This window comes from Mesorhizobium sp. WSM4830, from assembly GCF_055811495.1.
Map to the genome: position 1 here is coordinate 32,659 of NZ_JBVVQI010000020.1, position 20,337 is coordinate 52,995.

General features: G+C 62.5%; 18 protein-coding genes. 11 read left to right on the plus strand and 7 right to left on the minus strand.

Features of this window, described 5'->3' with window-relative positions:
- Positions 1-4 precede the first annotated feature (4 nt).
- The 5 genes from mfd (at position 5) to AC0L2Y_RS23150 (ending at position 6,750) form a co-directional block, all read left to right on the plus strand.
- Positions 5-3,502, plus strand: coding sequence for a transcription-repair coupling factor (gene mfd / locus AC0L2Y_RS23130; protein ID WP_473559696.1), 3,498 nt, complete (start codon positions 5-7; stop codon positions 3,500-3,502).
- A 179-nt stretch (positions 3,503-3,681) separates the two neighbouring features.
- Positions 3,682-5,055 carry a class II 3-deoxy-7-phosphoheptulonate synthase gene (locus tag AC0L2Y_RS23135; RefSeq protein ID WP_473559698.1) on the plus strand — a complete coding sequence of 458 codons (1,374 nt, stop codon included), beginning with the start codon at positions 3,682-3,684 and terminating at the stop codon, positions 5,053-5,055.
- A 149-nt stretch (positions 5,056-5,204) separates the two neighbouring features.
- Positions 5,205-5,624, plus strand: coding sequence for a GFA family protein (locus tag AC0L2Y_RS23140; protein WP_473559699.1), 420 nt, complete (start codon positions 5,205-5,207; stop codon positions 5,622-5,624).
- 77 nt (positions 5,625-5,701) lie between these two features.
- On the plus strand, positions 5,702-6,061 hold the full coding sequence (locus tag AC0L2Y_RS23145) for a diacylglycerol kinase (RefSeq protein WP_473559701.1): 360 nt from the start codon (positions 5,702-5,704) through the stop codon (positions 6,059-6,061).
- Positions 6,062-6,162: 101 nt separating this feature from the next.
- Positions 6,163-6,750 carry a hemerythrin domain-containing protein gene (locus tag AC0L2Y_RS23150; RefSeq protein WP_473559703.1) on the plus strand — a complete coding sequence of 196 codons (588 nt, stop codon included), beginning with the start codon at positions 6,163-6,165 and terminating at the stop codon, positions 6,748-6,750.
- A gap of 3 nt (positions 6,751-6,753) precedes the next feature.
- On the opposite strand, the gene AC0L2Y_RS23155 is transcribed toward AC0L2Y_RS23150, so the two are convergent.
- Together AC0L2Y_RS23155 and AC0L2Y_RS23160 are read right to left on the minus strand one after the other, a co-directional pair.
- Complete coding sequence (locus AC0L2Y_RS23155; protein ID WP_376704302.1) at positions 6,754-7,341, minus strand: DedA family protein; 588 nt, start codon at positions 7,339-7,341, stop codon at positions 6,754-6,756.
- Positions 7,338-7,901 (minus strand): DUF1003 domain-containing protein, encoded by a 564-nt coding sequence (locus tag AC0L2Y_RS23160; protein ID WP_473559705.1) that lies wholly within the window; start codon positions 7,899-7,901, stop codon positions 7,338-7,340. The genes AC0L2Y_RS23155 and AC0L2Y_RS23160 overlap by 4 nt, the downstream gene beginning before the upstream one ends.
- 83 nt (positions 7,902-7,984) lie before the next feature.
- Here AC0L2Y_RS23160 and AC0L2Y_RS23165 point away from each other — a divergent pair, with 83 nt between their 5' ends.
- The 5 genes from AC0L2Y_RS23165 (at position 7,985) to gltX (ending at position 14,583) form a co-directional block, all read left to right on the plus strand.
- Positions 7,985-8,698, plus strand: coding sequence for a DNA-3-methyladenine glycosylase I (locus AC0L2Y_RS23165; protein WP_473559707.1), 714 nt, complete (start codon positions 7,985-7,987; stop codon positions 8,696-8,698).
- A 65-nt stretch (positions 8,699-8,763) separates the two neighbouring features.
- A complete protein-coding gene (locus tag AC0L2Y_RS23170) occupies positions 8,764-10,446 on the plus strand; it encodes an NAD+ synthase (protein WP_473559709.1) in 1,683 nt (560 codons plus the stop codon).
- Positions 10,447-10,473: 27 nt separating this feature from the next.
- Positions 10,474-10,887: a GNAT family N-acetyltransferase gene (locus tag AC0L2Y_RS23175; protein WP_473559711.1), complete on the plus strand. Its 414-nt coding sequence runs from the start codon at positions 10,474-10,476 to the stop codon at positions 10,885-10,887.
- A 383-nt stretch (positions 10,888-11,270) separates the two neighbouring features.
- Entirely contained in the window at positions 11,271-13,076 is a 1,806-nt protein-coding gene (locus AC0L2Y_RS23180) for an ABC transporter ATP-binding protein (RefSeq protein WP_473559712.1), read from the plus strand.
- A 133-nt stretch (positions 13,077-13,209) separates the two neighbouring features.
- Positions 13,210-14,583 carry a glutamate--tRNA ligase gene (gltX, locus tag AC0L2Y_RS23185; protein ID WP_473559714.1) on the plus strand — a complete coding sequence of 458 codons (1,374 nt, stop codon included), beginning with the start codon at positions 13,210-13,212 and terminating at the stop codon, positions 14,581-14,583.
- Here the strand turns inward: gltX and AC0L2Y_RS23190 are convergent.
- Positions 14,501-15,694 carry a DUF2865 domain-containing protein gene (locus tag AC0L2Y_RS23190; protein WP_473559716.1) on the minus strand — a complete coding sequence of 398 codons (1,194 nt, stop codon included), beginning with the start codon at positions 15,692-15,694 and terminating at the stop codon, positions 14,501-14,503. The two genes, gltX and AC0L2Y_RS23190, sit on opposite strands and share 83 nt — an antisense overlap.
- Positions 15,695-15,721: 27 nt before the next feature.
- Positions 15,722-15,961, minus strand: coding sequence for a hypothetical protein (locus tag AC0L2Y_RS23195; protein WP_352491621.1), 240 nt, complete (start codon positions 15,959-15,961; stop codon positions 15,722-15,724).
- On the opposite strand from AC0L2Y_RS23195, the gene AC0L2Y_RS23200 reads away from it, so the two are divergent.
- Complete coding sequence (locus AC0L2Y_RS23200; RefSeq protein ID WP_473559718.1) at positions 15,960-16,580, plus strand: DUF1287 domain-containing protein; 621 nt, start codon at positions 15,960-15,962, stop codon at positions 16,578-16,580. The genes AC0L2Y_RS23195 and AC0L2Y_RS23200 overlap by 2 nt on opposite strands.
- Before the next feature lie 12 nt (positions 16,581-16,592).
- Here the strand turns inward: AC0L2Y_RS23200 and AC0L2Y_RS23205 are convergent, their stop codons facing one another.
- The 3 genes from AC0L2Y_RS23205 to AC0L2Y_RS23215 form a co-directional block, all read right to left on the minus strand.
- On the minus strand, positions 16,593-18,917 hold the full coding sequence (locus AC0L2Y_RS23205; RefSeq protein ID WP_473559720.1) for an NADP-dependent malic enzyme: 2,325 nt from the start codon (positions 18,915-18,917) through the stop codon (positions 16,593-16,595).
- A gap of 200 nt (positions 18,918-19,117) precedes the next feature.
- Complete coding sequence (locus tag AC0L2Y_RS23210; RefSeq protein WP_473559722.1) at positions 19,118-19,495, minus strand: hypothetical protein; 378 nt, start codon at positions 19,493-19,495, stop codon at positions 19,118-19,120.
- Positions 19,496-19,515: 20 nt separating this feature from the next.
- Complete coding sequence (locus AC0L2Y_RS23215) at positions 19,516-20,295, minus strand: SDR family oxidoreductase (RefSeq protein WP_473559724.1); 780 nt, start codon at positions 20,293-20,295, stop codon at positions 19,516-19,518.
- Between the last annotated feature and the right edge of the window lie 42 nt (positions 20,296-20,337).

The following is a 20,337-nucleotide window of genomic DNA, read 5'->3' on the forward strand; positions in this document are numbered from 1 at the left end:
AGCCATGAGCCTTATCCCTACGATCGGTCTGCCGAAAGGCCGCGCCGGCCAGTTCATCGTCGATGGCGTCGCCGACGGCTACGAAGCCTTTGCGCTGGTGCAGGCTGCGCATGAGATCGCCCCTGACAAGCCGGTGCTGTTCGTGGCCCGCGACGGCCAGCGTTTGCCGGCGATCGTCGAGGCGCTTGCCTTTGCCGCGCCGGGCCTGCCTGTGCTGGAATTGCCGGCCTGGGACTGCCTGCCTTACGACCGCGTCTCGCCCGGCGCCGACGCCGCCGCAAAGCGGCTCGACTCGCTGGCAGCGATGATCGCGCTGGCGAAGAAGCCTCACCGCGCCGTCATTCTCACCACCGCGAATGCCTTGCTTCAACGCATTCCGCCGGCGGAACTCGTCGAGGCGCAGACCTTTCACGCCAAGCCCGGCAACCAGATCGACATGAACGCGCTGGTGTCACGGCTTGAGACTTCCGGCTTCGAGCGAGTGCCGACGGTGCGCGGCATCGGCGAATTTGCGGTGCGCGGTGGTATTCTCGATCTGTTCGCGCCCGGCTGGGCGGAGGCGCTGCGCCTCGATTTCTTCGGCGATACGCTGGAATCGATCCGTGTCTTCGATACCGCAACACAGCGCACGACCGGCCAGCGCAAGTCGATGGCGCTACAGGCAATGAGCGAGGTGGCGCTGACGCCGGAAACCATCAGCCGCTTCCGCCGCGCCTACATCGAAGCCTTTGGCGCGCCCTCGCGCGACGATGGGCTCTATGGGGCAGTCAGCGAGGGCAGGCGGTTTGCCGGCATGGAGCACTGGCTGCCGTTCTTCTATGAGCGGCTGGAAACCGTGTTCGACTATCTGCCTGATGCGCCCGTGGTGTTCGACCATCTGGCACATGAGGCACTGGCCGAGCGCCATGCGCTGATCCTCGATCATTACGAGGCGCGCAAAAAGCAGGCCGACGGCGCCTTGAAGGATGCCGTGCCCTACAAGCCGGTGCCGCCGGATTTGCTTTATCTGTCGCCCGAGAACCTGATTGCCTCGCTTGGCCCGCGCGAAGCGATAGACTTCACCTCCTTCGACGCGCCCGATGCCGGTGCGAAAAAGGTGTTCCATGCCGGCTCGCGCCATGGTCGCAGCTTCGTCGAGGAACGCGCCGACCCTAACGCCAACGTCTTCGACGTCGTCGTAAAACACATTTCCGACGAGCGCGCTGCAGGCCGCCGTGTCATCGTCGCCGGCTGGACTGAAGGTTCGCTCGACCGGCTCGGCCAGATCCTGGCCGAGCATCACCTTGGCAACCTGAAACCGGTGGCGACGCTTGCCGAAGCCGGAAAGCTTGAGCCAGGGCAGGCGGGACTGGCCGTGCTGCCGCTCGAATCCGGCTTCGAGACGGAGAAACTGGTCGTCGTCGCCGAGCAGGACATTCTCGGCGACCGGCTGATCCGGCGCTCGAAGCGCAAGAAGCGTGCGTCCGACTTCATCGCCGAGGCTTCGGCATTGTCCTCAGGCGATATCGTCGTCCATGCCCACCATGGCATTGGCCGCTTCATCGGGCTGCGCACCATCGAGGCGGTCGGTGCGCCGCACGATTGCCTCGAAATCCACTATGCCGGCGACGATCGGCTGTTCTTGCCGGTGGAAAACATCGAGCTGCTGTCGCGCTATGGCTCGGATTCAGCCGAGGCGACGCTCGACAAGCTTGGCGGCGGCGCCTGGCAATCGCGCAAGGCACGGCTGAAGAAACGCCTGCTCGACATGGCCGGGCAGCTGATTCGCATCGCCGCTGAGCGGCAAATGCGGGCTGCACCGGCGCTGGTGCCGGCGGACGGCCTCTATGGCGAGTTTGCAGCGCGTTTCCCCTATGAGGAAACCGATGACCAGCAAACGGCGATTGATTCGGTCATGGATGATCTGGGCGCCGGAAAGCCGATGGACCGGCTGATCTGCGGCGATGTCGGCTTCGGCAAGACCGAAGTCGCGCTTCGTGCCGCCTTCATCGCGGCGATGGAAGGCTTTCAAGTCGCGGTGGTGGTGCCGACGACATTGTTGTCGCGCCAGCATTTCAAGACCTTCTCGCAGCGCTTCTCCGGCCTGCCGATCCGCGTCGCCCAGGCCTCGCGGCTGGTCGGCGCCAAGGAACTGGCCGAGACCAAGAAGGGCGTCGCCGAAGGCCAAGTCGACATCGTCATCGGCACGCACGCACTGCTCGGCTCCGCGATCTCGTTCAAGAATCTCGGCCTGCTGATCATCGACGAGGAGCAGCATTTCGGCGTCAAGCACAAGGAGCGGCTGAAGGATCTCAAGACCGACGTCCACGTTCTGACGCTGTCGGCGACGCCGATCCCGCGAACGCTGCAGCTTGCCTTGACCGGGGTGCGTGAGCTGTCGCTGATCGCCACGCCGCCGGTCGATCGCATGGCGGTGCGTACCTTCATCTCCCCCTTCGATCCGCTGGTCATCCGCGAGACGCTGCTGCGCGAGCGCTACCGTGGCGGCCATTCCTTCTATGTCGTACCGCGCATCAGCGATCTCGCGGAAATCCATGATTTCCTGCGCGAATCCGTGCCTGAGCTGAAGGTGGCGGTGGCCCATGGCCAGATGCCGCCCGGCGAACTCGACGACATCATGAACGCCTTCTATGACGGCCAGTACGATGTGCTTTTGTCGACCACAATCGTCGAATCCGGCCTCGATATACCGACCGCCAATACGCTGATCGTGCACCGCGCCGATATGTTCGGACTGTCGCAGCTTTACCAGCTGCGCGGGCGCGTCGGCCGTTCGAAGGTGCGCGCCTATGCGCTGTTCACGCTGCCGGCCAACCGCAAGCTCACCGATACGGCCGAGCGTCGACTGAAAGTGCTGCAATCGCTCGATACGCTCGGCGCCGGTTTCCAGCTGGCCAGCCACGACCTCGATATCCGCGGCGCCGGCAATCTGCTTGGCGAAGAGCAGTCGGGCCACATCAAGGAGGTCGGCTTCGAACTTTACCAGCAGATGCTGGAGGAGGCAGTGGCCGAGGTGAAGGATTCCGGCGAGGTGCAGGACGGCGGCTGGTCGCCGCAGATCGCCGTCGGCACGGCGGTGATGATCCCGGAAAGCTATGTCCCGGACCTGCAGCTCAGGTTGGCGCTCTATCGCCGCCTTGGCGATCTCGAAAATACGGAAGAGATTGATGCTTTTGGCGCCGAGCTGATCGACCGGTTTGGGCCGCTTCCGGAAGAGGTAAAGCATCTGTTGAAGATCGTCTTCATCAAGGCGCTTTGCCGTAAGGCCAACGTTGAGAAGCTCGATGCCGGGCCGAAAGGCGTCGTCATCCATTTCCGCAAGCGGGAATTCCCCAATCCGGTCGGGCTGGTCAAGCTCATCGGCGAACAGGGCTCGCTGGCCAAGATCCGACCCGACCAGAGCGTCGTCTTCAGCCGTGACTGGGCGACGCCCGAAAAGCGGCTGGCAGGCTCAGCGGTTGTCATGACGCAGCTGGCGCGGCTGGTGGAGAAGGCGGCGTAGCCGGGTGTCGCTGGTGCTCTGGACAACAACCGCGCTGGCACTTTCGCCGCCGGCCGTCATTCGCCAGCGCTGAGATTCCGGTCTAGAATAGGAAATCGGCTTCGTGTATGGAGCCGCGACCCCACATGGGGCGGATTGGCGGGCGATGGCGTCCGCCTGAAAGAGCGTTGGGTGCTTCGATGACGAAATGGTCGCCGAATTCGTGGAGAGCTAAGCCGATCCAGCAGGTTCCTGCCTATCCGGACCTTGTCGCGCTGAGGAACACGGAAACCCAGCTCGCTACCTTTCCGCCGTTGGTTTTTGCAGGTGAGGCACGCAAGCTGAAGAAGCAGCTTGCAGCCGTCGCTGCCGGTGACGCATTCCTTCTTCAGGGCGGCGATTGCGCCGAGAGCTTCGCCGAGCATGGCGCCGACAATATCCGCGACTTCTTCCGCGTCTTCCTGCAGATGTCGGTGGTGCTGACCTTCGCCGGCGCTCAGCCGGTGGTGAAGGTCGGCCGTGTCGCCGGCCAGTTCGCCAAGCCGCGCTCGTCCGACAATGAGACCAAGGGCGGTGTGACGTTGCCCAGCTATCGCGGCGACATCATCAATGGCATCGAGTTCGATGCCAAATCACGCATTCCCGATCCTGCAAGGCAGGAGATGGCGTACCGCCAGTCGGCGGCGACGCTCAACCTTTTGCGTGCCTTCGCCCAGGGTGGCTACGCCAGCCTGGAGAACGTACATCAATGGATGCTTGGCTTCGTCTCCGACAGCCCGCAGGGCGAGAAATACGAGTCGCTCGCCAACCGCATCACCGAGACGATGGACTTCATGAAGGCCGTCGGCATTACCTCGGAGACCAATTACGCGCTGCGCGAGACCGATTTCTATACCAGCCATGAGGCGCTTCTGCTCGGCTACGAAGAGGCGCTGACCCGCGTCGATTCGACTTCGGGCGACTGGTACGCCACCTCCGGCCACATGATCTGGATCGGCGATCGCACGCGCCAACCCGACCATGCGCATGTTGAATATTGCCGCGGCATCAAGAACCCGCTCGGTCTGAAATGCGGGCCGTCGCTGACGCCGGACGGCCTGTTGCAGCTCATCGACCTGCTCAATCCGGAGAACGAGCCCGGCCGGCTGACGCTTATAGCCCGCTTCGGCTCGGACAAGGTCGCTGACCACCTGCCGAAGCTGGTGCGTGCGGTGCAGAAGGAAGGCCGCAGCGTGGTGTGGTCGTCGGATCCGATGCATGGCAACACCATCGAGGCCGCCGGCTACAAGACACGGCCATTCGACCGCATCCTGAAGGAGGTGCAGACCTTCTTCGAGGTGCATCGCGCCGAAGGCACGCATCCCGGCGGCATCCATGTCGAGATGACGGGCAAAAACGTCACCGAATGCACCGGTGGTGCCCGCGCCATCACCGCCGAAGAACTGCAGGATCGCTACCACACCCATTGCGATCCGCGCCTCAACGCCGACCAGGCGATCGAGTTGGCGTTCCTGGTGTCCGATCTGCTCAAGAAGAGCCATCCGGTCCAGCACAAGCAGGCCGTCAACGGCTGATACGATCTGAACTTTGATGTCATTGAAGAAGCGCCGGGCGAAAACCGGCGCTTTTTGTATTCAATCCCGCCGGTGTCGCATTTAATCGTGCCTAACGCGCACAAAACTGGAATCCTGCCAAGCGATGGCAATTGTATCGGGAGGCCGACATGGCTGACAGTCACACGGGATCATGCTTGTGCGGGGCAGTGCGGTTCCAGACACGAGGACCGCTGCGCGGTGTCATCTACTGCCATTGCTCGCAGTGCCGGAAGCAGAGCGGGCATTTCTATGCGGCGACCAATGTTGCCGACCGCGACATCATAATCACCGGCGCGGAGGGCATCACCTGGTACGAGGCTTCTTCGTTCGCCAGGCGCGGCTTCTGCAAGCGATGCGGCTCTCTGCTGTTCTGGAAGCCGAGCGACGATGGCTATGTTTCGGTCATGGCAGGCCTGTTCGACGCGCCAACCGGGCTCCAAGGAGAATGCCATATCTTCGTCGGCGACAAGGGCGACTATTACGCCCTCGATGACGGGCTGCCGCAGTTCGAGAAGTCGACGCCGTCGATCAAGGTGGCAGGCGACTGATTTTTGAAGAGGTCGCCTTATTCCCTTGGTCCAGCCATTGCGCTAATCCCCTGCCGGTGATTCCGAAGGGTTTTGGCATGCAGCGGCTGATCGACGCTTTTTACAATTCGGTGCGGGCGTTTCGCAAACTGGCCTCCAGCGAGGAGGCCTTCCAGCTGGAGCTGACGCTGCTTGTGCTTGCCGTGCCGCTCGGCTGGTTCCTTTCGGAATCGTGGCGCGGCTATGCGCTGCTGATCGGCGCCGTGCTGCTTATGATCATGATCGAGGTGCTGAACACCGGCATCGAGGCGGCATGCGACGCGTTCAGCCGTGAATTCAACATCGATATCCAACTGGCCAAGGATTGCGGTTCGCTGGCAGTGCTGATTTCGGTGGTGATCGCTGCCGGCGTCTGGGGCGTCGCCGTCATCGAGCGGATCCTCGGGGTACCGATCTGACCTATCAGGCACTACATTCCGTCACTGCATTTCTCGTTTTGACCAGGACCTTTTCCGAAAACCGGTACCACTTCTCGGGCTCATGGTCTGAGGAAACCGATATGGCCGATACCGCCGGATTTCTGCTGCTCGAACGTGAGGGCCTGCCGGACGATCTGCGCTGGCTGGTGGAAAAATATCCGCGCGAGGTCTGGCAGGCGCATGCCAACATCCACGGCATGGCCAATATGTGGCTGCAGCGGCACGACATGTTCCGCGAGCTTGGCGGCATGCTCACCAATGGTATCGGCGATTATCGAGAAGGTAGGCTGAACGCGCCGGAATTCGCGCGCTGGTTCGCGCCGCGCCTCAACCATTTCCTCGGCAATCTCGACGGCCACCACAATGTCGAGGACCATCATTATTTCCCGGTCTTCGCCAGGGCCGAGACCCGTCTGAAGCGCGGTTTCGAGATTCTCGATGCCGATCACCATACAATCCATGAGGGATTGGAGCGCAATGCCCAGGCGGCAAATGCCTTCATCCGCACGCTTCAGGAGAGCGAAGACAAACAGCGTTTCGCCGCCGATGCCTATGCTGACGAGAACAGCCGGCTGATCGCCATGTTAACCCGGCATCTTGCCGACGAGGAAGACCTGATCATTCCGCTGATCCTCGAGAAGGGTGATCGCGCGCTCGGCATTGATTGACGATCAGCTTCCCTTGTGGAGTTCCTTCTTGGCGACGATATGGGCGGCGAGCCAGCCGAGGATGGCCACAACGAGGCCGATTGCCAGAGCGATCAGCAACCGCTCGTGGCGGGCCAGCGCCTGGCCGACGATGTGCTCCGCGCCCAGCCCGAAGACATAACCGACAGTGCAGAACAGTGCCGCCCAGACTACCGACGAGATGGCGTTGAGGATGATGAAGCGCGCCGCGGCGATGCCCGACAGCCCGGCAGCGATTCCGCCGACCAGTCGCAGGCCATAGATGTAGCGGTTCGACAGCACGAAAATGTTGGGATGAGAGGTGACAAGGCGGTAGGCGTGGCTGAAGCCCGGCCGGGCTCGGAGCCTGATCACGAATTTATGATCGGCGAAGCTCCGTCCCAAGATGAAGAAGAACGTGTCGCCACCGAAGGCGCCGAGCGCGGCGGCGAGAAACGCCTGCCACGGGACGAAGACATGCTGATGTGCGAAAAAACCGCCAAGAATTGCGGCGCTTTCGCCCTCGGCGACGCAGCCCAGAAAAACCGCGACCAATCCATATTGCTCAATGAGACGATGGATGACTTCCGTCATGAAGACGTTCGCTGCTTCGACAGAATGTCGTCGATGCGCTTCACCTGCTCGGTCAGCCGGGCGATCTCGTCTCTCATGCCGATGATCTGGCTGTGGCGCAGTTCATCGAGCTTCTCGTGTAACGCCATAATCTCGATCTCGGCCTTGAGATTAACCTCATAGTCGTGGGCGGCGTCGATTCGATCGCGCTCCGTCTGGCGGTTCTGCGCCATCATGATCACTGGCGCTTGCAGGGCGGCGACCATGGAAAGCACGAGATTGAGGAAGATGAAGGGATAGGGATCGAAGGCAGCGCGCGACAAGAGCCAGACATTGCCTGCCGTCCACAGGATCAGGAAGCCAATGAATGCCAGGATGAAGGACCACGAGCCGCCGATCCGGGCGATGGTGTCGGCCAGGCGATCTCCAAACGTCTGGTGAAAGGCGACGGCCTTGTTGGTGTCCTTGGAGATCGTGGTGCGCTCGAGCGTAGATTGCAGCACCCGGCTTTCGAGCGCGCTGAGGCCGTCCGGCTTTCGCTTCAGCCAGCGGCTTGCCAGATCCTCGATCGTTTTGTTCATCGTCACCTCCGTCGTCAGCGATAGAGGTAGAAGCTGCCGGTTCAAACGGGAAGTGGTAGATTGACGCGATGGGGCAGGAAACAATGGTGGATTTTCGGAAAATTCGCGCCCGTGCAGCGAAACGCAAAGGCGGTGAGGCAGCGCTGACGTCGCTGCTGGGTCCTATGCCTGACAATGCCGCGGTGGCAAGCATTACCGACGACCGCATCCTGTCGACCATGGCCGAGCGGGTCTTTGCCGCCGGCTTTGTCTGGCGCGTCATCGAGCAGAAATGGCCGGGTTTCGAGGAAGCATTTCTTGGCTTCGAACCGAAGCGGCTGCTGTTCCAGCCTGACGATTTCTGGCACGATCTCACGGCTGACAAGCGCATCGTGCGCAATCCGCAGAAGATCAAGTCCGTACGCGACAACGCAGCCTTCGTCGAGCGCGTGTCGAAGGAGCATGGCAGCTTCGGCAAGTTCCTCGCCAATTGGCCGGCGGATGACCAGGTCGGATTGATGGCCTATCTCGGCACGCACGGCAGCCGGCTCGGCGGCAATACTGGCCAGTATTTTCTGCGCTGGCTGGAGTGGGACGCCTTCATCGTCTCGGCCGACATGGCGGCAGCGCTGCGCGACGCCGGGCTCGACATTGCGCAGAGCCCAACGTCGAAGAAGGATCTGGGCAGGATCCAGGCGCAGATCAACGCCTGGGCGGCGGAAACCGGGCTGCCGCGCCGACACATTTCGCGCATTCTGGCAATGTCGATCGGCGAGAACCATCCGCCGGAAGCCTTGCGCGAATATATGGGCGAATAGGATCGACTGTTTGGTCCAAACGAACGCCATTGCCCGACGAATTTTGCCGCGCTAAACCCACGGGCATGACAGACAAGACCGCTCCAGACATATTGCGCATCGCCGTCGCCCAGCTCAATCCGACGGTCGGCGACGTCGCCGGCAATCTTGCCAAGGCACGCGAGGCGAGGGCGGATGCCGCCCGCCAAGGCGCCGACCTCGTGCTGTTTACCGAGCTTTTCCTTTCCGGCTATCCGCCTGAGGATCTGGTGCTGAAGCCCGCCTTCCTGAAGGCCTGCGAGCGGGCGGCGGAGGATTTCGCCGGCGATACCGCCGACGGCGGCCCGGGTTTCATTATCGGCACGCCGTTGAAGCGCAAGACCGGCACCCACAATTCGATCATCTTTGCCGATGGCGGCAAGATCCTTGCCGAACGCTACAAGCTCGATCTGCCGAATTACGGTGAGTTCGACGAGAAGCGCGTCTTCCAGGCCGGCCCCGAGATCCAGGGGCCGGTCAATTTCCGCGGCGTGCGCGTGGGAGTGCCGATCTGCGAAGATATCTGGGGCGAGGTTGCCGTCTGCGAGACGCTGGCCGAAAGCGGCGCGGAAATCCTGCTGGTCCCGAACGGCTCGCCCTATTATCGCGGCAAGGTCGATGTCCGCCACCAGATCGTCATCCGTCAGGTCATCGAATGCGGACTGCCGATTATCTATGCCAACCAGCTTGGCGGCCAGGACGAGTTGGTCTTCGATGGCGCATCGTTTGCCATAGGCGCTGACAAGACGCTGGCCTTCCAGATGAGCCAGTTCGAGGAGACGGTCAACGTCACCACCTGGAAGCGAAAGAATGACATCTGGGTCTGCTCTGACGGACCGATGTCGAAAATCCCTGAAAAGGAAGAGGCCGACTATCGCGCCTGCATGTTGGGCCTGCGCGACTACGTCAACAAGAACGGCTTCAAGAATGTTGTGCTTGGCCTTTCCGGCGGCATCGATTCGGCGATCTGCGCGGCACTTGCCGTCGATGCGCTCGGCGAGGAACGGCTGCGCGCCGTGATGATGCCTTACCGCTACACTTCTAAGGACTCGCTGAAGGATGCCGAGGACTGCGCCCGCGCGCTCGGCTGCCGCTACGATATCGTGCCGATTTTCGAGCCGGTCGAAGGTTTCCTGCACGCGCTGACGCAGCTTTTCGAAGGCACCAAGGAAGGCATTACCGAGGAGAACCTGCAGAGCCGTGCACGCGGCACTGTCCTGATGGCAATTTCCAATAAGTTCGGCTCGATGGTCGTCACCACCGGCAACAAGAGCGAGATGTCGGTCGGCTACGCTACGCTCTACGGCGACATGAATGGCGGCTTCAATCCGATCAAGGATCTTTACAAGATGCAGGTCTATGCGTTGTCGCGCTGGCGCAACGCGCATGTGCCGCCGGGCGCACTCGGTCCGTCCGGCGAGGTAATCCCGAACAATATCATCGACAAGGCGCCCTCGGCAGAGCTCCGTGAGAACCAGACCGACCAGGATTCGCTGCCGCCCTATCCAGTGCTCGATGACATATTGGAGTGTCTGGTCGAGAACGAGATGGGCGTCGATGAGATCATTGCCCGCGGCCATGACCGGGCGACGGTGGCCCGCGTCGAGCACCTGCTTTACGTCGCCGAATACAAGCGCCGGCAGGCGGCACCCGGCGTGAAGATCACCAGGAAGAACTTTGGCCGCGACCGCCGCTATCCCATCACCAACCGGTTCAGGGATGGCGGGTAAGCGATTGGCCTGCGTAACGGTTTAGCCATGGCCAACTTTGAAATCAGCTTCGACCTATCGCGGATCGACTTCCGGGCGACATCCGACATGTTGAAGGCGAGCTATTGGGGCAGTGGCCGCAGCGACGAATTGCATCGCCGCGCCTTTTCCAACTCGCTTTGCGTCGGCGCCTATGTCACCGGCAATCAGGTCGGCTTCGGCCGGGCAATCACCGACCGTACGGTATTTGCCTATCTCGCCGACATCATTGTCTGGCCTGGGAATCGCGGGCAAGGCATCGGAACCCGGCTTGTCCAGGCGCTTATCGGTCATCCGGATTGCAAGACTGTCACGCATTGGAGCCTGTCGACCAACGACGCACACTCCATGTACGAGAAGCTCGGCTTCAGGCCTTCCACGGACGGCCGCTATATGCGCCTCGACCGTATCCCGGCAATTTGAACAGAGGCCTCACACAACCGGCTGTTGTTGCAAAATCGCCGCACTGGTTGGACCAGATGCGCTTTCGGCTATCTACTGACTTGGCGCGGCGTTGAGGCGTCTCTATAAACGCCTCTCCGCGATTCCCCTTCAGGAGGAACCGAATGCCAGGATTTGACATCGTTATGCGAGGCCGCGAAGCCTAGGTCTTGGTCAGTGCGCCGCGAGATAGCCTCGCGGCAAGGCTGAACCAAGGCAGGTATTTCGCCGCTGCCGGTCGCCGCCCCTCTACAGGGCCGCCAAATACGCCGAACCTCCGCATCTCCGGGCGCCAAACGGCGCCAACGCGGTTTTTTCAATTTCTACTTTCGTGGGATCGGGCTCGTTTGCGCCCGAATGACATCATGGCTCGTTTTCGAATAGATTTGCGCGCGGGCGCCTTCCGCAGCGTTCTTGGCTTCACGCTCAGCCATTGGCGGCGTCAGCCGTGGCGGCTTGCCGGCATTATGGGCACGTTCCTGCTGTCGACCTTGGCCGACGTGCTGACGCCGCTCTATTCCGGCCGGCTGGTCGATGCCGTCGCCAGCAGTGCTGCGGCCGACGATGTTGCGTGGAACGCGGCGACAGCTGCCTTTTCGATGCTGGTGGCCCTGGCGCTCACCGGTGTCGTGCTGCGCAATCTCGCCTTCATGGCCATTGTCGAGCTGACGTTGAAGATGATGGCGGATATCGCCGCCGACGCCTTCCACCGCGTCCAGCGCTTCTCCACCGACTGGCACGCCAACAGCTTCGCCGGATCGACGGTGCGCAAGATAACGCGCGGCATGTGGGCGCTCGACCTGCTCAACGACACGATCCTGATCGCGCTGCTGCCATCGGTCGTCATGCTCGTCGGCTCGACGCTGCTGCTCGGCTGGTTCTGGCCGCTTATGGGTGCTGTCGTCGCCACCGGTTCGGTTCTGTTCATCGCGGTGACGACGATGCTGTCGCTTGGCTATGTCGCGCCCGCGGCAAGGCTTGCCAATGCGTGGGACACACGGCTTGGCGGCTCGCTGGCCGATGCGGTGAGCTGCAATGCCGTGGTCAAGGGTTTTGGCGCCGAGGAACGCGAGGAGACACGGCTTGCCGAGGTCGTCGCCAAATGGCGCGGCCGCACGCGGCGCACCTGGGTGCGCGGCACCGTCAATGGCACCACGCAAGGCACGATGCTGCTGCTTTTGAGAGCAGCGGTCATCGGATTCTCCCTGCTGTTGTGGTCGTGGGGACAGGCGAGCGCCGGCGACATCGCCTTCGTGCTGACCTCATTCTTCGTGCTGCAAGGCTATCTGCGCGACATCGGCACGCATATCCGCAATCTGCAGCGCTCGATCAACGACATGGAGGAACTGGTCGACTTCCAGTCCGAACCGCTCGGCATCGAGGATCGGCCCGGCGCCAAACCGATCCGGATCACCGATGGCCGTATCACCTTCGACAATGTCACGTTCCATTATGGCAGCCACCGCTTGCCGCTCTATCGCAACTTTTCGGTGGATATCGCGCCGGGCGACCGTGTTGGGCTGGTTGGCCATTCGGGCTCCGGCAAAACGACGTTCGTCAAGCTGATCCAGCGCCTCTATGACGTGACTGCCGGAAATATCCTGATCGACGATCAGGACATTGCCGATGTCGCGCAGGCGTCGCTGCGCGCACAGATCGCAATCGTCCAGCAGGAGCCGATCCTGTTCCACCGGTCGCTGGCCGAAAACATCGCCTATGCCCGGCCGGCCGCCACGCAGGCCGAGATCGAGCACGCGGCGCGGTTGGCCAGCGCGCATGACTTCATCGCCAATTTGCCGAAAGGCTATGGCACGCTGGTCGGCGAGCGTGGCGTAAAGCTATCGGGTGGTGAGCGTCAGCGGGTCGCAATCGCACGCGCCTTCCTTGCCGATGCGCGCATTCTCATCCTCGACGAGGCAACGTCGAGCCTCGATTCGGAATCGGAGGTGCTGATCCAGCAGGCGATGGAGCGCTTGATGGTCGGCCGCACGACGCTGGTCATTGCCCACCGGCTGTCGACGGTGCGGGCGCTGGACAGGCTTTTGGTGTTCGATCGCGGCCGCATCGTGGAAGAGGGCTCGCATGACCAGCTAATCCGGCTGCAAGGCGGCATCTACCGCCGGCTGTTCGAACGCCAGGCGCTTGAACTGACCAAAGGCATGGTGATCTGACGGTTGCGGTGCCGCGCGTCATGATAGGCGTGCGGCGCTGCAGTCTTTTCTTCGCCTTTGTCATGTTCTATGTCTGCCGCCGAGCGCGGGGGCGCGTCTTGTCAACAGCAAAACCATCCGGTACGCCCCGCTCATGACAGTTACCGTCCGTTTCGCCCCGTCACCGACCGGCCGCATCCATATCGGCAATGCGCGCACCGCTTTGTTCAATTGGCTGTTCGCCATCAAGAACAAAGGCCGCTTTATCCAGCGCTTCGACGACACCGACGTCGCCCGTTCGACGCAGGAATTTTCCGACGCCATCCTTTACGACCTGCATTGGTTGGGCATCTTCCCCGATGCCACGGAGTATCAGTCGCGGCGCGTCGAAATCTACGATGCCGCACTGGAGAGGCTGAAGGAGGCCCGCCTCGTCTATGCGTGCTATGAGACGCCTGAAGAGCTCGACCTGAGGCGCAAGGTGCGCCGCACGCGTGGCCTGCCGCCAGTCTATGGCCGCGAGGCGCTGACGCTGGCACCCGAGCAGGTCGCAGAATATGAGGCCGATGGTCGGCGGCCGCACTGGCGCTTTCTGCTGCCCAACTTCAGCAGCGATCCGCTGCAGCCGGAGCGCACCGAAATCCACTGGAACGACCTGGTGCGCGGCGAGGAGACCGTCGACCTCGCCTCGCTTTCAGATCCGGTTCTGCGGCGCGAGGATGGCACCTACCTCTATACATTGCCTTCGGTTGTCGACGACATCGAGATGGGCGTCAGCCATGTCATTCGTGGCGACGACCACGTCACCAATACCGGCGTCCAGATAGCCCTGTTCCGGGCGCTTGGCGTGGAGCCGCCGGTGTTCGGCCACCACAATCTTCTGACAACAGCATCGGGCGAGGGGCTTTCGAAGCGCACCGGCGCGCTGTCCATCCAGAGCCTGCGCGAGAGCGGCATCGAGCCAATGGCGGTCGCTTCGCTGGCGGTGCTCGTCGGTACCTCGGAAAACGTCGTGGCGGTGCCGACGATGGCTGAACTTGCCGAGCGCTTCGATCCGGCGGCAACATCGAAATCCGCCGCCAAATTCGATCCGGACGAGCTCTTCGTGCTCAACCGCACGCTGCTGCACCACATGCCGTTTTCCGAGGCGCGCGACCGGCTGATCGTGCTCGGCATCTCCGGCGAGCAGGCCGAGCCTTTCTGGCTGGCGGTGCGCGGCAATCTCGACAGGCTGGCCGATGCGGCGATCTGGTGGCGTACGCTTCGAGACGGTCCAGAGGAGCCGGCGGAGTTTTCCGAAGAGGACCGCGACTTTCTTCGCCAGGCATTCGAGTTGCTGCCGGAAGAGCCTTGGAACGGCACGGTCTGGAAGGACTGGACCGGCAAGATCCGAGCGGCGAGCGGCCGTAAGGGCAAGGCCCTGTTCATGCCGCTCAGGCTGGCGCTTACGGGACAGCCTTCGGGTCCGGAACTTGCAGATCTGTTGCCGCTGCTGGGTCGGGAAGGAACGTTGGCCCGACGACCCTGACCTTGCGCTGCTCAGGCGGCGGCAACGATGTCGGCGAGGGCACAGGTATGGCGGCAAGCCGTCTGATCGCCTCGCGGTCTTGGCCGCCCTCCGAATTGGCCAAGGTCTCCGGGTCGGCGCCCGCATCAGGCCTGGCAACCGGCAGCGGAATGAACGGAGTGGCCCCCACGTTCGCTTCGGATTGTTCCGGGCTGGGCGGGGGCGGGTTGCCGGCGATGATTTCGAAATTCTGCGCGGCGTTGCAGCCGCAGGCCGGCGGCCGCGGCATGTCGGACTGCTTGTAGAAGTAGGCGGTCGGCAGTTCGATATAAGGCCTGCCGGTCACCGAAGACGTCATGGATGCCGAATCGCCGTTCATGCTGCGCGTGTAGAAAACCTGCATCTCGGTGCCGGGGCAGCTCGATTCGCAATTCTTCTGATCGCGCTCGAAATCGCCCAGCGAGGCAGCATTCGACATCGGGAAGAAATAGCCGTCGCAGGTCCGCACGCACATAGTGCGGAATTCGCCTCGCGGCTGGCCCAACTCATCGGCGTTGTTGAGCACGGTGCGGATGTTGCGCGGCTGACTTAGTTCTTCAGCCTGGTCGGGCTCTTCGGGCTGGCTGCCCAAAAGCTGGTCGAGCAGGTTTCGGTTGCCGTTTTCACGGCCGGCTTCACGGACCGGCGCGGGCGTCCGCGCCGCCGCATCATCGCGGCAGCCATTGGCATCAAGCAAGGTCAATATGCGCGCCCGATCGCGTCGCGAACCACCGCCGGCAAGATCGGCGCGCTTGGCCTGCAGGGCGTCGAGATTGGCTGCCATGCGATTGATGGTGGCGTCGAGTGCTGCGCATGTGTTGGCGTTGCGGCGAGACAGCGAAAAGCCGCAGCCGGCGCTGCTGGACCGGCTGACGGCCTTTGAAATCTGCTGGCGCTGCCGGACGATCGCGTCGTCATATTTCCTGAGCAAGGCCGGTTTGCCGCCGCCACCACGAGAAGTGGCGGCAAGATCGGCTTCAAGCTGGCGGCAGAGGCGCGGAGCGGCCTGCGCCTGAGTGACGGCAATGCCGCACAGTAGCAGGGCGCCGAGCAGCGCGGCGGCCCGCGTCAGCTTCCAACTTGCGCCCGTCATCCCTCCGAAACTCCGCCTGCCTATCGTTCAGAAAGCTACCGCGCTTGGGGTTAACCGTTTGTTTAGCATACCGCTGATTCCGGCTTCAGCCCAAATCGGCGATAGCTTGCGCCTGTGCGCAGCTTCGACCACGACCATGCTGTCATATTTACCACGCCCCACGACGTATTCGGACAGAGCCAGAACCGCGACATCCTGGCGTTGCACGAAAAAGGCGTATTCGCCCAGAAGAATGCCTGGATTCAGTAATGCCCGGAGGCTTGGCATGACCGCGATTACCCGTCGAGCCGCACTGCAGTTTGGTCTTTTGTGCCTGGCGATGCCGCTCGCCATGGCGCAGGAAAAGCCCGTCATGCCGGACTGGGGCACCAAATTGGTCGAAGCTGCCCGTGAGCAGATCGGCGTCACCACGCTCTACGATCCGACCTATACACGCTTGGCCTATCCGGGCGGGGACGTTGAGCCCAAGCGGGGTGTGTGCACGGATGTCGTGATCCGTGCCTATCGCCGCGCCTTCGATGTCGATCTGCAAGAATTGGTGCATGAGGATATGCGGGCCAATTTTGCCGCCTATCCGAAGGCTTGGGGCCTGAAAGCGCCCGACCGCAACATCGACCACCGCCGTGTGCCCAATCTTGCGGTCTATTTCGAGCGGCGCGGTGCTGCCTTGCCCGTCAGCCAAGACCCCGCCGACTATCGACCTGGGGATCTCGTCGCCCAGATGCTGCCCGGCAACCTGTCACATATTGCCATCGTGTCGTCCAATCGCTCCACTTTGGTGCCGACAAGAAGGCTGGTCATTCACAATATCGGCGGCGGCGCCAGGGAAGAGGACACTTTGTTTGCCTTCAGGCAGACAGGGCATTTCCGGTTCAAGCCAGTCTGAGAAGGCCCATGGCTAGCCCAGTTCGACGATTGCCTGCGCCTTATGCGCGGCTTCGACCACGGCCAGCGCGGTCATGTTGACGACGCCGCGCGACGTGACCGACGGCGTCAATATGTGCGCCGGGCTGTCTGTGCCGAGCAGGATCGGGCCGACATGCAACGCGTCCATCATCGTGCGCAGCGCGGTCAGCGTGATGTTCGCCGAATCGAGATTGGGAAACACCAGCAGATTGGCTTCGCCTTTCAGCCGCGAATGCGGATAGACGCGCTGGCGCAGCTGTTCCGATAGTGCCGAGTCGGCATGCATCTCGCCGTCGCATTGCAGGTCGGGCGCGATGCGCGCCAGTATCGCTGCCGCCTGCCGCATCTTCATGGCACTTGGCGAATCGCGGGAGCCGAAATCCGAATGCGACAGCAGCGCTGCCTTGGGCTCGATGCCGAAACGCTGGATCTCCTCGGCTGCTAGGACGGTCATCTCAGCAATCTCCTCCGCGGTCGGATCGACGGAGACATGGGTGTCGGTGAGGAAAATGATGCCGCGCTGCGAGATCAGCATGGAAAGCGTCGACAGGTCGCGATCCCTAATGCCGGCGCGCGGCCCGATGATCAGCGTGACGTTGCGCAAATGGCGCTCGAAACGGCCTTCGAGGCCGCAGACCATGGCGTCGGCGTCGCCGCGCTTCAAGGCAAGGGCCGCGATCACCGTATTGTCGGTGCGCACCATGGTGCGCGCCGCTTCCGTCGTCACCCCACGGCGGCCGGCAAGCTCGATCAAAAGGTCGACATAATGGCGGTAACGCGGATCGTCTTCCGGGTTGATCAAGCCGAAATCGACGCCCGGCTTGATGCGCAGCCCATAGCGTTTCAGCCGCACCTCGATGACATGCGGGCGGCCGATCAGGATCGGTTCGGCAATGCCTTCCTCGAGCACGACCTGCGCTGCGCGAAGCACGCGCTCGTCCTCGCCGTCGGCGTAGATGACGCGCTTGGCGCTTGACGTCTTGGCCATCGAGAATACCGGCTTCATGACCAGGCCGGAGCGGAAGACGAAGCGGTTCAGCTTGTCGATGTAGGCGGCGAAATCGGTGATCGGCCGGGTCGCGACGCCGGTCTCGCAGGCTGCCTTGGCGACAGCAGGGGCGATGCGCAGGATCAGCCGCGGATCGAAAGGCGAGGGGATCAGGAACTCCGGACCGAAGATCGGCGTCTCGCCGGAATAGGCACGCGCGGCAACGTCGGATGGCTCCTCACGGGCAAGCGCCGCAATCGCTCGCACGGCGGCCATTTTCATCTCTTCGTTGATAGCGCTCGCACCGCAATCCAGGGCGCCACGGAAGATGTAAGGAAAACAGAGTACGTTATTGACTTGATTGGGGAAATCGGAGCGACCGGTGCAGATCATCGCGTCGGGCCGTGCTGCCCGTGCCGCTTCCGGCATGATCTCGGGATTGGGATTGGCCAGCGCCAGGATCAGCGGCTTGGGTGCCATGTGTTGGAGCAATTCCGGTTTCAGCACGCCCGCGGCGGACAGGCCGAGAAACACGTCGGCGCCGGGCAGAACGTCGGCCAGCGTGCGCGCATCGGTCTCCTTCACATAGGGGTCTTTCCAGCGGTCCATCTCCTCGACGCGGCCCTTATGGGCGACGCCGAACCGGTCGGTGACCCAGATGTTTTCGACCCGCGCGCCGAGCGAGACCAGAAGGTTGAGGCACGCAAGAGCGGCAGCGCCGGCGCCTGACGTGACGATCTTGATGTCGGAGATGGACTTGCCGGCGAATTCCAGCCCATTGAGCACAGCGGCGGCGACGATGATGGCGGTACCGTGCTGGTCGTCATGGAAGACCGGTATGCCCATGCGGGCTTTCAACTGCTCCTCGACTTCGAAGCATTCGGGCGCCTTGATATCTTCCAGGTTGATGCCGCCGAAGGTTGGTTCCAGGGCCGAGATCGTCTCGACCATGCGCTCGATGCCCGGTGCGTCGATCTCGATGTCGAAGACATCGATGCCGGCGAACTTCTTGAACAGCACCGCCTTGCCTTCCATCACCGGCTTGGAGGCGAGCGGACCGATATTGCCAAGGCCCAGCACCGCCGAACCGTTGGTGACAACGCCGACCAGATTGGCGCGGGCTGTATAGTCGGCGGCGGTTGCCGGGTCGTCGCGGATTTCAAGGCAGGGCGCGGCGACCCCCGGCGAATAGGCAAGCGCCAGGTCGCGCTGATTGCCGAGCGGCTTCGTCGCCTGGATTTCAAGCTTTCCGGGACGGGGGTGCTTATGGAAATAGAGCGCTGCTTCGTCGAGGTCGGATCGGGCCGCCTTCTTGCTTTCGCCTGTCATGACGGCCGCCTCCTCAGTTCAGTCCGTTTGGTGTTTTGAGTCTCTTAGCATGCAGCCGAGGCTTTTCGAGAGGTGATATGTCGCAAGCGCGAGCTTACCGCTTTGCGCTATGCCGTCGGACCTGCGAGTCGTTGAAATGTGGGACGGCAGGCGGGGGGTGCCGCGGCGAGCTATGCCGCCGTCCTGTTCCAAAGCGGGCACTACTTTCCCGTCGAAAGGCGGCTCCGCAGGGCTTGCACATCTTCTCGGCAAAGGGGCGCGCTCTCGTCTGACAGGAAGAACAAAGCCTCGGAGACACCATCGTCCGCAAAGTTGAAGTCGTCGCTCATTATCAGTGCATCGGCGATGTAGGCAGCCGCTTGGACCGGCAGGATGCCGTCCGCCAGCCGACTAAGCAGTACGTCCACATGTTGACGATTAACGATCGTATCTGGTCCGTCAGTGATGATGACATGCCCCACGCAGCCAGGCGTAGTCGAGGCGGTCGCGCACTCGGTCACTTCGGTTTCGATCTCCTGCCAAAGTTCGTCGGCTGGTTTCTCACCGGTGAGGAAGGATATGAGGGACGAATGTTGCATTGCGACCTTGTGCTCCACCACTAGAACGCGCTGACGTAGAGACCGCCGTCCACCGGTATGTTCTGCCCGGTCAGGTAACCGGCATGAACCGAGCACAGGAAGGCACAGATCTGGCCGAATTCCTCGGGCGTGCCGAGTCGCTTGGCCGGAACATTGGCCGCGGCCTTGGCCTTGCGCGCGGCAGCGGCGGCCGGATCTTCGGGCGTGCCGGCCTCGTGCGGGCCGCGCAGCCGGTCGGTATCGAGTTTTCCCGGCAGCATGTTGTTGATCGTTACATTGCGGTCGATCACAGTCCGCGCGACGCCGGCCAGGAACGAAGTGAGGCCGGCGCGGGCGCCGGACGACAGGTCGAGGCCGGGGATAGGCACATAGACCGACAGCGAGGTGATGTTGACGATGCGGCCGAAGCCGCGCGCCGCCATGCCGTCGATTACCGCCTGAACCAGCTCGACAGGGGTCACCATGTTCTGGGTGACGCCTTCGAGGATCTTTGCCCGGTCGAGCGCGCGGAAATCGCGAAACGGCGGACCGCCATTGTTGTTGACGAGGATGTCGGGATCGGGGCAGGCGGCAAGCAGCGCCTTCTGGACGTCGGGGTTGGATACGTCGCCGACAATCTCGGTCACCTTGACGCCGAATTTCTCGCGCAGCTCGGCGGCGGTTTTGGCCAGCACGTCGGCGTTGCGGCCGTTGACGACAAGATCGCAGCCTGCCTCCGCCAGCGCCATGGCGCAGCCGCGCCCCAAGCCTTTGCTCGAAGCGCAGACGATGGCCTTCTTGCCGCGAATGCCGAGATCCATGGTGATTTTCTCCTCTGATTGCCGCGGCAACCTATCCGGATG

Coding starts and splice junctions, on each gene's coding strand:
- mfd (WP_473559696.1), top strand. CDS start 5: ATGAGCCTTATCCCTACGATCGGTCTGCCGAAAGGCCGCGCCGGCCAG.
- AC0L2Y_RS23135 (WP_473559698.1), top strand. CDS start 3,682: ATGACGAAATGGTCGCCGAATTCGTGGAGAGCTAAGCCGATCCAGCAG.
- AC0L2Y_RS23140 (WP_473559699.1), top strand. CDS start 5,205: ATGGCTGACAGTCACACGGGATCATGCTTGTGCGGGGCAGTGCGGTTC.
- AC0L2Y_RS23145 (WP_473559701.1), top strand. CDS start 5,702: ATGCAGCGGCTGATCGACGCTTTTTACAATTCGGTGCGGGCGTTTCGC.
- AC0L2Y_RS23150 (WP_473559703.1), top strand. CDS start 6,163: ATGGCCGATACCGCCGGATTTCTGCTGCTCGAACGTGAGGGCCTGCCG.
- AC0L2Y_RS23155 (WP_376704302.1), bottom strand. CDS start 7,341: ATGACGGAAGTCATCCATCGTCTCATTGAGCAATATGGATTGGTCGCG.
- AC0L2Y_RS23160 (WP_473559705.1), bottom strand. CDS start 7,901: ATGAACAAAACGATCGAGGATCTGGCAAGCCGCTGGCTGAAGCGAAAG.
- AC0L2Y_RS23165 (WP_473559707.1), top strand. CDS start 7,985: ATGGTGGATTTTCGGAAAATTCGCGCCCGTGCAGCGAAACGCAAAGGC.
- AC0L2Y_RS23170 (WP_473559709.1), top strand. CDS start 8,764: ATGACAGACAAGACCGCTCCAGACATATTGCGCATCGCCGTCGCCCAG.
- AC0L2Y_RS23175 (WP_473559711.1), top strand. CDS start 10,474: ATGGCCAACTTTGAAATCAGCTTCGACCTATCGCGGATCGACTTCCGG.
- AC0L2Y_RS23180 (WP_473559712.1), top strand. CDS start 11,271: ATGGCTCGTTTTCGAATAGATTTGCGCGCGGGCGCCTTCCGCAGCGTT.
- gltX (WP_473559714.1), top strand. CDS start 13,210: ATGACAGTTACCGTCCGTTTCGCCCCGTCACCGACCGGCCGCATCCAT.
- AC0L2Y_RS23190 (WP_473559716.1), bottom strand. CDS start 15,694: ATGACGGGCGCAAGTTGGAAGCTGACGCGGGCCGCCGCGCTGCTCGGC.
- AC0L2Y_RS23200 (WP_473559718.1), top strand. CDS start 15,960: ATGACCGCGATTACCCGTCGAGCCGCACTGCAGTTTGGTCTTTTGTGC.
- AC0L2Y_RS23195 (WP_352491621.1), bottom strand. CDS start 15,961: ATGCCAAGCCTCCGGGCATTACTGAATCCAGGCATTCTTCTGGGCGAA.
- AC0L2Y_RS23205 (WP_473559720.1), bottom strand. CDS start 18,917: ATGACAGGCGAAAGCAAGAAGGCGGCCCGATCCGACCTCGACGAAGCA.
- AC0L2Y_RS23210 (WP_473559722.1), bottom strand. CDS start 19,495: ATGCAACATTCGTCCCTCATATCCTTCCTCACCGGTGAGAAACCAGCC.
- AC0L2Y_RS23215 (WP_473559724.1), bottom strand. CDS start 20,295: ATGGATCTCGGCATTCGCGGCAAGAAGGCCATCGTCTGCGCTTCGAGC.